The sequence below is a fragment of the Marivivens donghaensis genome, from assembly GCF_011806565.1.
Taxonomy (GTDB): domain Bacteria; phylum Pseudomonadota; class Alphaproteobacteria; order Rhodobacterales; family Rhodobacteraceae; genus Marivivens; species Marivivens donghaensis_A.
The window spans coordinates 50338-63188 of sequence record NZ_JAATOP010000002.1 but is presented as its reverse complement, the minus strand read 5'-3'; the positions used below and the strand labels follow the sequence as shown (position 1 = coordinate 63188).

Annotated in this window: 9 protein-coding genes and 1 pseudogene; 1 reads left to right on the top strand and 9 read right to left on the bottom strand. The window is 61.1% G+C overall.

What is annotated here, in order from left to right; translation table 11 throughout:
• The first annotated feature begins 43 nt into the window (after positions 1-43).
• Entirely contained in the window at positions 44-340 is a 297-nt protein-coding gene (locus HCZ30_RS03155) for a BrnA antitoxin family protein (RefSeq protein WP_217703026.1), read from the top strand.
• Here HCZ30_RS03155 and hslV read toward each other — a convergent pair whose 3' ends face one another.
• The 9 genes and pseudogenes from hslV to regB all read right to left on the bottom strand — a co-directional run bounded on the left by hslV (position 341) and on the right by regB (position 12846).
• A complete protein-coding gene (hslV, locus tag HCZ30_RS03150; RefSeq protein WP_167636321.1) occupies positions 341-898 on the bottom strand; it encodes an ATP-dependent protease subunit HslV in 558 nt (185 codons plus the stop codon). It abuts the gene before it with no gap.
• A 189-nt stretch (positions 899-1087) separates the two neighbouring features.
• Positions 1088-1423: pseudogene (trxA, locus tag HCZ30_RS03145) on the bottom strand (thioredoxin); the annotation flags it as partial.
• A 39-nt stretch (positions 1424-1462) separates the two neighbouring features.
• The gene (addA, locus tag HCZ30_RS03140) at positions 1463-4882 is read right to left on the bottom strand and encodes a double-strand break repair helicase AddA (RefSeq protein WP_167636319.1); all 3420 of its coding nucleotides are present in this window, start codon (positions 4880-4882) and stop codon (positions 1463-1465) included.
• Complete coding sequence (gene addB, locus HCZ30_RS03135) at positions 4879-7827, bottom strand: double-strand break repair protein AddB (RefSeq protein WP_167636318.1); 2949 nt, start codon at positions 7825-7827, stop codon at positions 4879-4881. The genes addA and addB overlap by 4 nt, the downstream gene beginning before the upstream one ends.
• Complete coding sequence (locus HCZ30_RS03130) at positions 7824-8489, bottom strand: nucleotidyltransferase family protein (RefSeq protein WP_167636317.1); 666 nt, start codon at positions 8487-8489, stop codon at positions 7824-7826. The genes addB and HCZ30_RS03130 overlap by 4 nt, the downstream gene beginning before the upstream one ends.
• A complete protein-coding gene (locus tag HCZ30_RS03125; RefSeq protein WP_167636316.1) occupies positions 8486-9391 on the bottom strand; it encodes a phosphotransferase in 906 nt (301 codons plus the stop codon). The genes HCZ30_RS03130 and HCZ30_RS03125 overlap by 4 nt, the downstream gene beginning before the upstream one ends.
• Positions 9384-9839, bottom strand: a complete 456-nt coding sequence (tsaE, locus tag HCZ30_RS03120; RefSeq protein WP_167636315.1) for a tRNA (adenosine(37)-N6)-threonylcarbamoyltransferase complex ATPase subunit type 1 TsaE — start codon at positions 9837-9839, stop codon at positions 9384-9386. Before tsaE ends, HCZ30_RS03125 begins: the two co-directional genes overlap by 8 nt.
• A gap of 40 nt (positions 9840-9879) precedes the next feature.
• Entirely contained in the window at positions 9880-11430 is a 1551-nt protein-coding gene (locus tag HCZ30_RS03115) for a PAS-domain containing protein (RefSeq protein ID WP_167636314.1), read from the bottom strand.
• A 63-nt stretch (positions 11431-11493) separates the two neighbouring features.
• Entirely contained in the window at positions 11494-12846 is a 1353-nt protein-coding gene (regB, locus tag HCZ30_RS03110; RefSeq protein WP_167636313.1) for a sensor histidine kinase RegB, read from the bottom strand.
• Positions 12847-12851 lie beyond the last annotated feature (5 nt).

Genomic DNA, 12851 nt, shown 5'->3' with positions numbered 1-12851 from the left:
CGGTCTATGTATATACGCTAAGAGCAGCTTCAGGAGGGTGATGATGAGCGTCGAGCCGCCGAAAATCCGCAAGATCGTCCGTCGTATCCCGACGACCCAGCTGACCGTTGAACACGTCGCGCCGGTTCAGGAGCCAGAACGCCCCGCCGAACCTGAGCCGCAGGAATATGCGGCCCCCGACGAGCCGTGGCTGCGCGAAGAGCCCGAGATGCCGCAGACAAAGCAGGCCATCTCGCTCCGTGTCGACCGTGATGTGCTGGATTACTTCCGCGATGGCGGAAAGGGATATCAGACCCGCATGAACGCTGTCCTGCGGGCCTATATGAACGCGAAAAAGTAGTTACTTCGCGATTTTTTCGATGGTGAGCTTGCCGTTGGTGTAGACGCAAATGTCGGCGGCGATGGCCATGGCTTCGCGCGCAACGGTTTCGGCGTCCTTATCGCTGTCCATCATCGCACGCGCCGCAGCAAGCGCGTAGTTGCCGCCCGAACCGATAGCAGCCACGTCATGTTCCGGCTCCAGCACGTCGCCAGCACCGGTGATCACGAACAGGTCGGTGCCGTCCGTCACGATCAGCATGGCTTCGAGCTTCTGGAGGTACTTGTCCGTACGCCAGTCCTTCGCCAGTTCCACGCTTGCACGCATCAACTGACCGGGGGTCGCCTCAAGCTTCTTTTCCAGACGCTCAAGCAGAGTAAACGCGTCAGCAGTCGAACCGGCAAAGCCGCAAACCACATCCTTACCACCTGGGGACAGGCGGCGAACCTTGCGCGCTGTGCCTTTGATCACCGTCTGGCCCAGCGAGACCTGTCCGTCACCGGCAACGACGACTTCGTTGCCTTTGCGCACGCCAATGATCGTCGTGCCATGCCATCCGGGGAATTCGTTATCGGCCATTCGGGCTCTCCTGTCTTTTGCCGGAATATGGTTAGCCGGCGGCACAGGTGCAACCCGCGTACTCGACTCTCAGCACAAAGAAGCCGCCTGACCTGTGACATTGCCCGTATACATTTCCGACGTATAAAAAACAAAAGGCCCGCTCACCTCATCAGGTCAGCGGGCGCTTTCATAGAATTCTATGCGTGCTTAGATCGAGGACTCGATCCAGCTTTGCAGAGCGGCTTTGGGAGCAGCGCCTGCCTTGTTCGATTGGACTTCGCCGTCCTTGAAGATGAACAGAGCCGGGATGCCGCGAACGCCGAGCTGGGCTACGGAATTCGGGTTTTCGTCAACGTTCACTTTGACGATTTTGACCTTACCGGCCATCTCGTCTGACAGCTCTTCCAGAGCAGGGCCGATCATGCGGCACGGGCCACACCATTCTGCCCAGAAGTCAACGAGGACCGGAACATCGGACTGACGCACTTCGGCGTCAAAGGTTGCATCGGTTACAGCTACGGTAGCCATTTGAAAATCTCCTGCGGTGTCGGAGGCAGAACGTAAGGATGCCTCAAAGGATGGTCAAGCTATGGCACAGCGATGCAATGCCGCCATGACGAGATCGTCTGGCATTTCCATCAGCAGCGGCCCCGCCGTCCAAAGGATTGCCGTCTTGACCTCGTAGCCGGGATAGATCTGGCGCAGCGCCGAAAGATACGCGCCAAGCTGGCGTTTGATGCCATCAGGCACGGCCTGCGGGCTATCGGGGATCGCTCGGTTGGACTTGTAATCCACGCAAAGCACGGTGTTTTCCGACACGACCAGCCTGTCGATGGTGCCGTGGATGCGCTCCCCTTCCAGTTCGGGCAGATCGGCGGTCACTTCGACTTCGGCCAGAACCGGGCCTGCAAAAAGGTGCGCGAAGGCGGGGTCATCAAGCATCGCGATCACATCTTCGGCAAAGATATGTCGGTCCGCGATATGCGCCGTATCCGTGTCGGCGTTGATCAATGTTTCAGCAATCTCCCAGCGCTCGTCTGCCTCGTATTGCGGCAGATGCTCAAGAAGCAGGTGGATCAGCCGCCCGCGGGCCTTCGCGGTCTCCTCGTCATCGTCGATGAACTCGGCCGGAAGCGCCTTCGCCCCGCCAAGGTCGGACGGCGATAGCGTCTTTTTCCGCGCAGTCGGCGCGTCGACAATGGGTAGGTCGGGCGCTGTGAAAACGGGCGGCTGGGGACGCTCGCCATCCACCAATGGCAAGCCATCCCAGTCGTGCATTTGGTAACGACTGACGCTCTGCCCGATGATGGAAATCGGCGTTGCTCCGACATGCCCCATCGCGTCCGAAATGAGCCCGTGCCACATCTCCGGATCTTTGACCGAATTGGACGCACCAAAGACGACGAGCCACTTTTCAGCGCGGGTCATCGCCACATACAGCAGGCGCCGACGTTCGCGGGCCGTGGCATCCTGCATTTGCTCATAATGACCGACGAGGTCTTGGGGCGTCTCGTCCCGGGACATTTTCCAGAACGGGCCGTCTTCGGTACGGATCACCTCGTCTTTGACCTCATTCCTGCGACCGGCGGTTTCGGGCAGGATGACGATCGGAGCCTCCAGACCTTTCGAGCCATGCACCGTCATCACGCGGATTTCGTCGCTGGCAGAATCCATCTGGCGTTTCACCACGATCTCTTCTGCATCCATCCAGTGCAGGAAGCCGGTGAGGCTCGGCGTCGATGAGCGCTCATAGGCCAGCGCCTGTGCCAGCAGCGCGTCAATGGCGTCTTCCGCCTCGGCCCCAAGCTGGCCGACAAGTTTGCGGCGACCGTCGTGGCGAACCAGAATGCGGGAAATCAGATCGTAGGGGCGTAAAAAGTCCGCCTGCCCGCGCAGATCGTTGAGAATGGCCAGCGTATCGGGGTAGCGATTGGCCTTTCCGCGCAAAACACGCCAGAGGTCATCGACGGTTTTCTTTTCCTTGCCATCCTTGTCGGTCAGCACACGCTCGCGCCCTTGGGCAATCGAGTACAGGTCCTGTTCGGTCCAGCCAAAGAGCGGCGATTTCAGTGCGGCAGCCAGCGAAAGGTCGTCCTCAGCCAGTGCGAGGAACGACAGCAACGCGAGGATATCCTTTACCGCAAGTTGTTCGGTCAGCGTGAGGCGGTCAGCGCCCGCAATCGGCAGACCGGAGTCCTTACACGCGCGGATAATCTCGCGGAACAGTTCCTTGCGGCGCTGAACGAGGATCAGGATATCACCAGGACGGACGGGACGGCGCACGAACGTGCCGCGCTCTTCGCCATCGGTCGGGATGGTCTCGTATTCCAGCATCCGTTTGATCTCGTCCGCGATCTGGCGAGCAAGCTGCACTTCGGTGTCGGTCTCTTTGACCTTGTCGACAGGATCGTACCACTCACCCGGTTCTTCTTTTTCGGGCGGTTCGATCATTGGCCAGACATCGACGCGTCCGGGGAGGACGTCTTTGAACGCGATGTGGCTAACCTTGGCCTCCAGCCCCTCGGCACGCTCACCGGTAAAGGTCTGGTCGACCAGCGACAGGATTGCGCTGGAGGAACGGAACGAATGCTGAAGCTCTGTGGTGCGCAGCGGGGTTGGCGTTTCTTTGAGAGTTTCGCCGAAATAGTCTCGTTTTCGGTCGAACTCTTCGGGGTCGGCACCTTGGAATGAATAGATCGACTGCTTCTTGTCACCGACGACAAAGATGGTGCGCGGTCGGTCCGAGCGCGCGCCCTCACCAGCGGTGAATTCACGGGACAGCGCGTCGATGACCTGCCATTGTTCTGGACTAGTGTCCTGCGCCTCATCGACGAGTATATGGTCGATCCCGCCGTCGAGTTTGAACAGCACCCAAGCGGCCTTGTCCCGCTGGGTCAGCAGCTCGTTCGTCTTTGCGATCAGATCGTCGAAGTCGAGCAGACCGCGCAGCAGCTTCTGTTCCTCGTACGCGGGGATGAACAGCCGCGCAAAGTCATGCAGGGCGATAGCCTTTTGCATTGCAGCGATGGCGATACGCTTCGGGCGAACCTCCTGCACGCGCTCCATCAGGTCGTCGAGCTCACCGCCCAGCGCTTCATGCTTTGCACGCAGATCCTTTGTCGGGAACTTGCCCACCTTGGCGGTAAAGGGCTCTTTCGCGCTTTTGCCGGTCAGCAAGAGGCCTTCCATCAGGACCTGATCGGCAAAAGTCACAGGCCCCGAAGCGCTAAAATCCTGTAGGGTCGTGGCGGCCTTAATGTCGGTCGATTTGCCAGTGAAGCACGCCTTCACAGTGGCCTCGATCGTTTTGCGGTCTTTGTCGTCAAAGGCATCATCCAGCAGCGACCGCACGGTCATACCCGCAGGAACGCCGAACATCTTTGCCAGCTCATCGTGGGTGATCGGCGCTGCAAAGTGGCTTTTGTGTTGGATGACTTCCTTCGCGAGCTTCAGAAGCTGCTGGTCGTGGACGTAGCGCGAAACATTGTCGATCAAATCGCTCTTCGGACCGTCGGACAGGGTGTCGAGCACCTCCATCCGCAGCAATTCCGACGCGCGGTCTTCCATCTCGGTGAACTGGGGCGACACGCCTGCTTCAAGCGGGAAGCGCCGCAGGATGGACGAACAGAACGAGTGGATCGTCTGGATGCGCAAACCGCCGGGCACCTCGATCGCGCGTGCAAACAGGCGGCGGGCCTGACGCAGCGTGTCCGAGCCGAAACCATCGCCCGCACCCATGTCGCGCAGCTCTGCCGACAGACGCGCGTCATCCATCATCGCCCAGCTACCGAGGCGTTTGAACAGACGGTTCTGCATCTCGGACGCGGCGGCCTTGGTGTAGGTCAGGCAGAGGATGTTTTTCGGGTCCACGCCATCGAGCAGCAGCCGCGCAACGCGGTCGGTCAGCACGCGCGTCTTGCCCGAGCCCGCATTTGCCGAAACCCAAGTCGACGCACGCGGGTCGGCGGCAGCGATCTGGCGGTTGGTGGCTTCATCCCTCATTTCAGCCGCTCCTTTTTCGGGGCGTGGGACATGTCCCATTCGCCGTAGCGCGACAGGTGGTCGTAGTCCGATCCGAACGCTAGTTTCTCGGCCGCCATCCTTGCGGTGTAGCCCTTTTCGGCGTTGCGCCATGCTCTGATCAGGTCGAGGAACCGCGCCCATTCTTCTTCGGGCGGGGCATCTTCGAAAGGTGCGGGCGTGTCCTTACCGCTGCCCACCGCGACGAACTCCGCAGCCGCAGCGGTGCGTTTGCCGACGTTCTTAAATGCGCCGCGAGCTGCCATTGCCGCTTCGATCAGCAGCTGCTTATCGAAGGCTTTTTGCTGGTCTACAGTCGAAATAGAGCCTGTTTTGTAGTCGTAGAGGATCACCTCATTGGCGTCTGTCAGGTCGATCCGGTCGGCTTTACCGACGAGCTTCATGTCCAGATCGGGAATGTCCAGTTCACCCCATTCTTCGAACCATTCGGGCGTGCCGCTGGCCTGCCTGCGAATTTCGCCGCGCAGGAATTTGTCCACCACGCGCTCCATCTTCGCGTACCAAAGCCGCCGCGCGGTCGGCCATGGGCACATGTCCGCAAGACGGCTCCGAGTGATCTCCATCAAGCGGTCACGAGACGCGGGAAGTGCAGGATCGTGACCTTCCCTGATAAAGTCCTCGAGCACTTTGTGAATGATGTCCCCCCGCAGCGGAGCATCGGCTGTCGGCACCAAAGGATCGAGCTTTTTCAGCCCGAGCACGCGCTTAGCGTAAATCGAATAAGGATCGCGGATCAGGCGCTGAATTTCTGTCACCGACAACTGCTTGGGCCGCGCATCAACGGGCGGCTGCGGCGACGGGCGGTGGGCGTTTTCAGTGCGGACAGCGGGTTGGCTCAGCACATGGGCTTCGGCAATCCACTTGGCACCGCGTTCCCGCATCGCGGCCAGCGCCTTGCGTCCACCTTGATCCGGCAGACCGTCCAGCAGGTTCGTCAGGCGGTTCACCCAGCGTGACGGCACGGTCTCCGCCTCGTCGGAACGGATCGAGCGCGTGATCCAGACCGTTTTGGCCGCGACGGCTTGCTGGTAGTCGTGCGCCGAAAGGCCGATGCGCCGTTCGGGCAGTAATAGACCCGCTTTCTGGCGCATCTCGCGGTTCAACCACGGATCGGGAGACGGCGTTTCGGGCCAGACACCATCGTTCATCCCGCCAAGAATCACGAGGTCGGCGGACTGCACGCGGGCTTCGAGCGCACCCCAGAACAGTACGTTGGAGTGCACCAGATCGGGGTTGCGCACCTCGTTCGCCTGAAGGATCGACGACATCATTGTCAGGTAGTCGCGCGCGTTGATGTCGCCCGCCGCATCGGCCTGTTTGGCAAAGTCCGACATGACGTTGAGCGCGGTCCGCCCGGCACTTTCCTTCCAAAGCTCACCGCTATCGGGCCCGTTCGGCCCAGCGGCGAAGGCTTCAGTTAAGGCGATGTGTTTGGTGATGTGATCGACCAGCGGGCGTTCGTGTCCGGAGTTCTGCCACGCAATCGCGACATCTAGCAGCTTGCCGATCCAATGCGCCCACGGCTGATCGGCCACGACCTTGGCCCAATCGTTCATGCTCGCGCTGTCGGGATAGGCAGGCCCGTAGCGCCGGATGTGCATTTCCAGCTTGTTCGTCAGACGGATATGATCGCCGCGTTCGCCCGCTACGCCAGTCGCAACGAGCGGGTGTTTGAGCAGCGAGAGCAGCATCTCGCCCGTGATCTTCTCCGACAGCAGCGCCGCCACCTGACGCAGCATACGGCCGGGGGCGGACAGGTGCAGCGGCTGACCGGCGGAGTCGTCGGGCTTGATGTTCCAGCGGTCCAACGCAGCGGCAACCTGACGCGTCAGCATCCGGTCCGGCGTGATCAGCGCGGCCTTCAGCCCCTCGTCCATCGCCGCCCTCAGACGAAGAGCAATGGTTTCAGCCTCGGCACGAGGGGTCGGTGCCTCAACCAGCGTCACGCCGTCCATGGCGTGCTCCAGATCTCCCAGCGCGGGGCCATCGACGAGCCATTGGTCGGTCACAGGCGCAGGCCGCAGCGACAGCGACACGACCTTGTTGCGGGCGGGCGCAAACGGCGCAGTCTCGGTCCAGCTCGCCAGATCGCGGATGTTCACCTCCATCCGGTCGAGGAAATGGCGGAAGCGATACTGCGGGTGATCCTCCGACGTCGTTTTGTCAGTCATCCCGTCCCAGACGCTCGCGGGCATGTCGAAATCGACACCAGGCAGGATAATCGCACCCTGCGGCAGACGCGAAACGGCATCCATGAACATCGCCGTCGCCCCGCGCGAACCGGTGGAGCCCGCGACGATAATCGGATGATCGGGCGGCTGGGCCTCCCACCGCTCGATGAGCTGTTCGATCACCATCCGCTGACGCGCTTCGGTGTCAGGGGGCGTTTCGACGTGATCGTAGAACTGCGTAACGATGCGGATGAACTTCAGCGCGCGCTCCCAATGACCAGAGCTATCCGCCACGTCGAGGTCGAGGATCGCTTCGGGCGGTACGCCTTCGCCGTGCATTTCGTCCATCAACGCCGCGAGGCTGTCGGACAAATCATAAAGCGCGGACCGCGGCGCCAGATCGGGCTCGCTTTCTAGTAGTGCAGAGACGAAGCGCGACAGTTCCAGCCGCCGACGCAGCGGTGAAATCGGCTGCGGTAGGGTCGAAGACGCGGGATCGCGGGCGAGGTCAGTTACCAGCCTGACGCGCGGCAGCAACCGCGCAGGGCCCTGATCGAACACCTCGCGCAGGCGGCGCTGCATCCGGCGGGTGTTCAGGTAAACCTCGGTGCGGGCAATCTCGTGGGGCGCCATCCCGCCGAGCCGGTCGGTGATCCCCTTGGCAAGCTCCGACGCAAAATCAACGCCGGTGGGGAGACCGTAAATACGCGGTCGGTCGGTTGGTTCGAACATCATTGGCGCAACATTTCTTCGGCAATCGGAATACAATCGGGGCGGCCCACGTCACACCAGTTTCCGGTGTAGCGCAGACCGTAGAGTGACCGCTCGTCCAGCAATCGGTTCCACAGTTCCCACATGGAGAATGCGTCGGTTTTGACTTCGCTCAGGCGGTCGGGGCGGATGATCTGACAGCCCGTGTAAATAAGACCCTGTCCCGGCGTAATCTGAGCATTTTCATCAATGAGGAAGTCACCCTTCCCGACGTGACCACGCGCATTGCTGCGATCAATAAGCAGCAGGAGGCCACCCATCTCATCCCGCCATGCGGAGCGCAACATGTCAAACGGGTTCGGCCCCTTCCACACGGCGTCGGTATTCATCGTAAAAACAGGACCGTCGCCCAAGAGTGGCAGGGCTTTCCGTAGTCCGCCTCCGGTCTCTAACAGCTGGTCGGTCTCGTCCGAGCTCATGATGTCCTCGGCCAGCGCATCGCGGATCTGCCCAGCGCGATAGTGGACATTGACGACCTGCCGCTCGATGCCCTCGGCCATATCCATCGCGTGATGGAGGAGCGGTTTGCCCGCCACTTCGATCATCGGCTTGGGCCTATCTTCCGTCAGCGGCGCCATGCGCGTGCCCAGACCAGCGGCAAAGAAGAGAGCAGCGTTGGGCGTCATCGGTCGAGCTCCGGCAGAATGATCTCACGAAGTTCGGATAGGTCCGGATGCGCCAGATCGCGTTTGATGTGGCCGATCACGCGAGGCATGAAGGCGGCGTATTTCGCTTTGCCGTCGCGGCGGACGAGCCGGTGGAAAATCCCGAGGATACGCAGATTGCGCTGCACGGCAGTCACCGCAAAGCTGCGCTGGTCGATGCCGTCGGTCAGTTCCTCGACCACCGCGACTGAGACATCCCGCCGTACATCGCGAAGCAGCGAAACCAGATCGTAAAGAGGCTGAGCCATCAGCGCGTCCTGAAAATCCAGAATGCCGACGCGGTCGGTGCCTGTGAGATGCGGTCGCCAGATGAGGTTTTCGGCGTGAAAATCACGAAGAGACAACGCAGGCGGCTGGTAGGTATCTTTCAGAACATGGCGAAGCGCATCAAGCAGCGGCTGCTGACGCTCAGGGCTGATGAACCACTCGGCGACCTCGCTAACAAGGTTCGTGCCGACTTCGGGCGTCATTTCGGATAGGCCTTCGGTGCGGGCATCTGCATAGGCCGCGATGCAACGCTTTGCCTCGGCGTAAAGCTCTCGCTCATCCGCGCCATGATCGACCGCTTGGGCAAAATGGTGCGGACCGAGGTCTTCGATCACCGCGAAGCCCGTATTCTGATCGGCAAAATGGATACGCGGCGGGCAGAGGCCCTTTTCATGCAGCAGACCTGCGATGCGGATGAACGGCGCGAGGTCTTCACCACTGTCGGGCGGGGCGTCCATCAGGATGACGCTCTCACTGCCCTTCGTTAGGCGCACATAGCTGCGGCGCGAGGCATCACCGGCAATCGGTTCCTGCTGCCAGCCGTTCCATTCGGTGCCGCGTAGAAAATCGAGGCGCTGGGCGATCCGGTCAGACACCGGCGGCCTCCAGCCTTGCGGTCCAGTTGTCGTCGGCGGTGAAGGTCACGCTGTGCTCGTCGCCCGCTCTGAACTGCAACGTCAGCGCGGTTTTCGGTGCGAGGTCGGCGAGCCGGTCGGGCCATTCAATCAGGCAGATCGCTTCCTCGAACGCTTCCTCCAGGCCAAGCTCGACCGCTTCGTCCGGATGGGTCAGGCGGTAGAGATCGCAGTGCCAGATATCGACCTCGTCCTCGTAGGTCTGGACCAGTGTGAACGTCGGCGATGGCACGTCTTCGTCATAGCCAAGCCGCGCGCGGATCAGCGCCCGCGAGAACGCGGTTTTTCCTGCGCCGATATTGCCCTCAAGAAGCAGCACGTCACCTGCGCGGAGCATCGGTGCAATGCGCTGGGCAAGCGCAGCGGTGTCGGTCTCGGACGGGAGCAAAATGGTGCGGGGTGTGGCCATGCCCACAACCTACGCACTGGCCCCGAACCTTCAAGTGATATCAGAGCAGTGCCGCGCGGAGAGGGGGTAAACCCGCCGAAAAACCGGCCTCGATGAAGGTGTCGAATTTCACGATGGTTTCACCTGACTTCAGCGTGTTCACACGGCAAAGGAGCGAGCGGCCATCGGTCAGGCGTACAGTCTGCTTGATCGGTTCAGACAGCGCGTCGCGGTAAACAAGGCTGCGCACATTGTCCCAGAAGTCAGTCGCGATGGTCATCTTGCGCCACTCGGCGGTCTCACCAAGCAATGTGCTAGTGGCATCGGGGCGCGCGCTCCCGTACCAAAGCTCGGCATAGGCGCTGTTGCAAAGGATCAGCGTGCCGGATGGATTAAACAGCGCGGTCGCCTCGTCAAATGAGTCCAGAACGGCCTGCTGCATCTCCAATTCATACTGATACTGGCGACCGGCGGAGGCGTGGGCGGAGATATCCTCGAACATCAGCGCGATGGACCTGTCGGGGCTGGGGCATCCGATAACGCGGTAGGTCTTGCCGTTCGGCAGCTCCCAGTTTTCGACATAGGTCCCGTTGCGGGTCTCGCGTTCGAGCCTGCCGATGAACTCGCGCCATTCTCGGTAATCTGCGGTCTTGGGCATGTAGCCGCCTTCATGCATCCGCTGGAGGAAGTCGTAAATCGGTGGGCGGTTGCTGAGGAAGCCGATCGGCAGGTCGGTCAGGTCCGCCAGCGCAGGGTTGAAGGTCAACAGGCGATGGTCCCGATCAAAAATCGCGAGTCCCACTGTCAGGATCGCAAACGGCCTACCGAACATCTGGAGGTGACTGGCCTTGGCCACCTCGGCCTCGGCGACCTCGGTGACATCGACGGCGTAGTGCACGGTGTCCTCACCACAGGCGACCGAAGTGACATCGAACATGCGCGGTCTTGAAGCGGTCCCGTGCGACAGCGGCATCCGCTTCTTCGCGGTCTCGCTGGTACAAACGGCTTCAGGGAATAGGTTAATCAGGGGCCAAGTGGCGATCTCGCGGGTGTCGAAACTGTCGGCGAGGTCTCGATATGCCTCGTTGAACCAGATGATCTGACCATCCGGCGCCTGTCGCCAGATCAGGATCGGCGCGGTTTCTGCGGCGAAGCGGAGGCCGTAGAGATCAGCCTTTAGTGCGGCGTAAGTAGCGCGATCAACGAGCTTGCTCTGCTGTGCATCACCGTCGGCGTAGCTGATGCGGGTGAGGCCATCGCACACCTCGGCGCGGATGGTTTTTGCAGGATCGGTGGGGGAGATGAGTTCTTTTCTCCCCTCGTCCAGTTGCGCAAACGCACCGCGCATATCAGGGAAATGAGGCGCGAACAGCGTGAGAAACCTGTTCCAATCGCTTCCCGCCTCCTTCCGCGTTTTCAGCATTTTCCTCGCGCTGGGCGTGGCATCCACGAGGTCGGCGCGGTCGAACAGGAACAGCACCGCCTCCTCCGCGTCGCGCATCATGGACCGTGCGCTCCGCAGTCTGGAATCGGTGAACCGCACGATGCCCAAAACGGCTAGCATCGAGATACAGACGGCGATGAGCGGCAGAGCCAGATCGGTCAAATCCATGAGCGCGAATCCCTACTGAGTACGCCAGCAAGGTGCGCGAACGCAGTTAATCCGCAGTAAATGCTAGGGCAGAATAGGGAGGTTCTCGCCCAGCGCCTCGCGTTTTCCGCGCTCGGGATCAACGATATCGCGGGGCCATTGGACCATGACGATCGCGCCGCCGACTTCTTCGTTGGCAAAATCCAACTTGGCGCCGGACCGTTCGAGCAGTGTCTTCGCAATAAACAGACCGAGGCCCATGCCTTCGTATCCTGGGCGGTTTTCGGTTTCCTTGCGGCGGCGCACGAACGGATCGCCGATGCGTCCGATGATGGTGGTGGGATAGCCCGGACCGTCATCGCTGATCCTCAGGCGAACGGTGGTCTCATCCCAAGTGCTCTCGATCTTCACCTCTGTCGCCGCGAAATCGACAGCGTTCTGCACGAGGTTACGAAGGCCGTGGATAATCTCGGGCCTACGGAAGAAAATCGGCTGGCGCTGCGGGTGTTCTGTATTGGCGTTGACCGAGAACGAGATCTCCTTGCCGCGCTGCATGTGCGGTGAAGCGGCCTCTTCCAATATCGCCTGTAGGGGCGCGCGCCGCATGTGGAGGTCGTCTTTCCCCGCTTGCCCCATCGACCGCATGATATCGCGGCACCGGTCGGCCTGTTCGGCGATCAGGGCGATGTCCTCATAAACCTCGGGGCGGTCCTCGACCTCGTCCAGTAGCTCCTTGCTCACCAGTTTGATCGTGGCGAGCGGCGTGCCAAGTTCGTGCGCCGCCGCCGCGATGACGCCGCCGAGGTCCGTCAGTTTCTGTTCGCGGGCCAAGGCCATCTGGGTCGCCAGAAGCGCCTCGGACATGTCGTTGACCTCTGACGTGATCTGGCGGGCATAAACGGCAAGGAAAACGACACCGATGGTCAACGCGGCCCACGAGCCGAACAGGAAGATCAGCGGCAGAGCCAGCACCAGACCGTCCGCGCCTTCGAGCGGGATATACCACATGCCCAGCGCAGAGATGATACCGACCGCCAGAAACCCGAGGATCGCGGTGTTGCGCATTTGCAGGAACGTCGCGGCGATGGTGACGGGTGCCAGCACCAGCACGGCGAAGGGATTGTTCAGACCGCCCGTCAGATACAGCAGCAGACCTAGCTGCAACAAATCGAAGAGCAGCATCAGGAACGCCTCGCTCTCCGACAGGCGCTTCGTTTCGGGATAGAGGAAAGAGAAGAACAGGTTCGCGACAATGGACGCGCCGATGGTCGCGGCGGCCAGACCGACCTCAAGGTGCAGACGGAACAGTTGCTGGGCGACGATCAGCGTGCCCATCTGGCCGATGATCGCGATCCAGCGCAGGATCACCAGCGTTCTGAGCTTGACCCAGCTGCTGCGTTCGCGGTCGTGAATATCGAGTTCTTCGCTTGCGGCCATGCTGT

Excerpts from the sequence above, each read along its gene's own strand:
- HCZ30_RS03155 (WP_217703026.1), top strand. The coding sequence starts at position 44 with ATGAGCGTCGAGCCGCCGAAAATCCGCAAGATCGTCCGTCGTATCCCG.
- hslV (WP_167636321.1), bottom strand. The coding sequence starts at position 898 with ATGGCCGATAACGAATTCCCCGGATGGCATGGCACGACGATCATTGGC.
- addA (WP_167636319.1), bottom strand. The coding sequence starts at position 4,882 with ATGAGGGATGAAGCCACCAACCGCCAGATCGCTGCCGCCGACCCGCGT.
- addB (WP_167636318.1), bottom strand. The coding sequence starts at position 7,827 with ATGATGTTCGAACCAACCGACCGACCGCGTATTTACGGTCTCCCCACC.
- HCZ30_RS03130 (WP_167636317.1), bottom strand. The coding sequence starts at position 8,489 with ATGACGCCCAACGCTGCTCTCTTCTTTGCCGCTGGTCTGGGCACGCGC.
- tsaE (WP_167636315.1), bottom strand. The coding sequence starts at position 9,839 with ATGGCCACACCCCGCACCATTTTGCTCCCGTCCGAGACCGACACCGCT.
- HCZ30_RS03115 (WP_167636314.1), bottom strand. The coding sequence starts at position 11,430 with ATGGATTTGACCGATCTGGCTCTGCCGCTCATCGCCGTCTGTATCTCG.
- regB (WP_167636313.1), bottom strand. The coding sequence starts at position 12,846 with ATGGCCGCAAGCGAAGAACTCGATATTCACGACCGCGAACGCAGCAGC.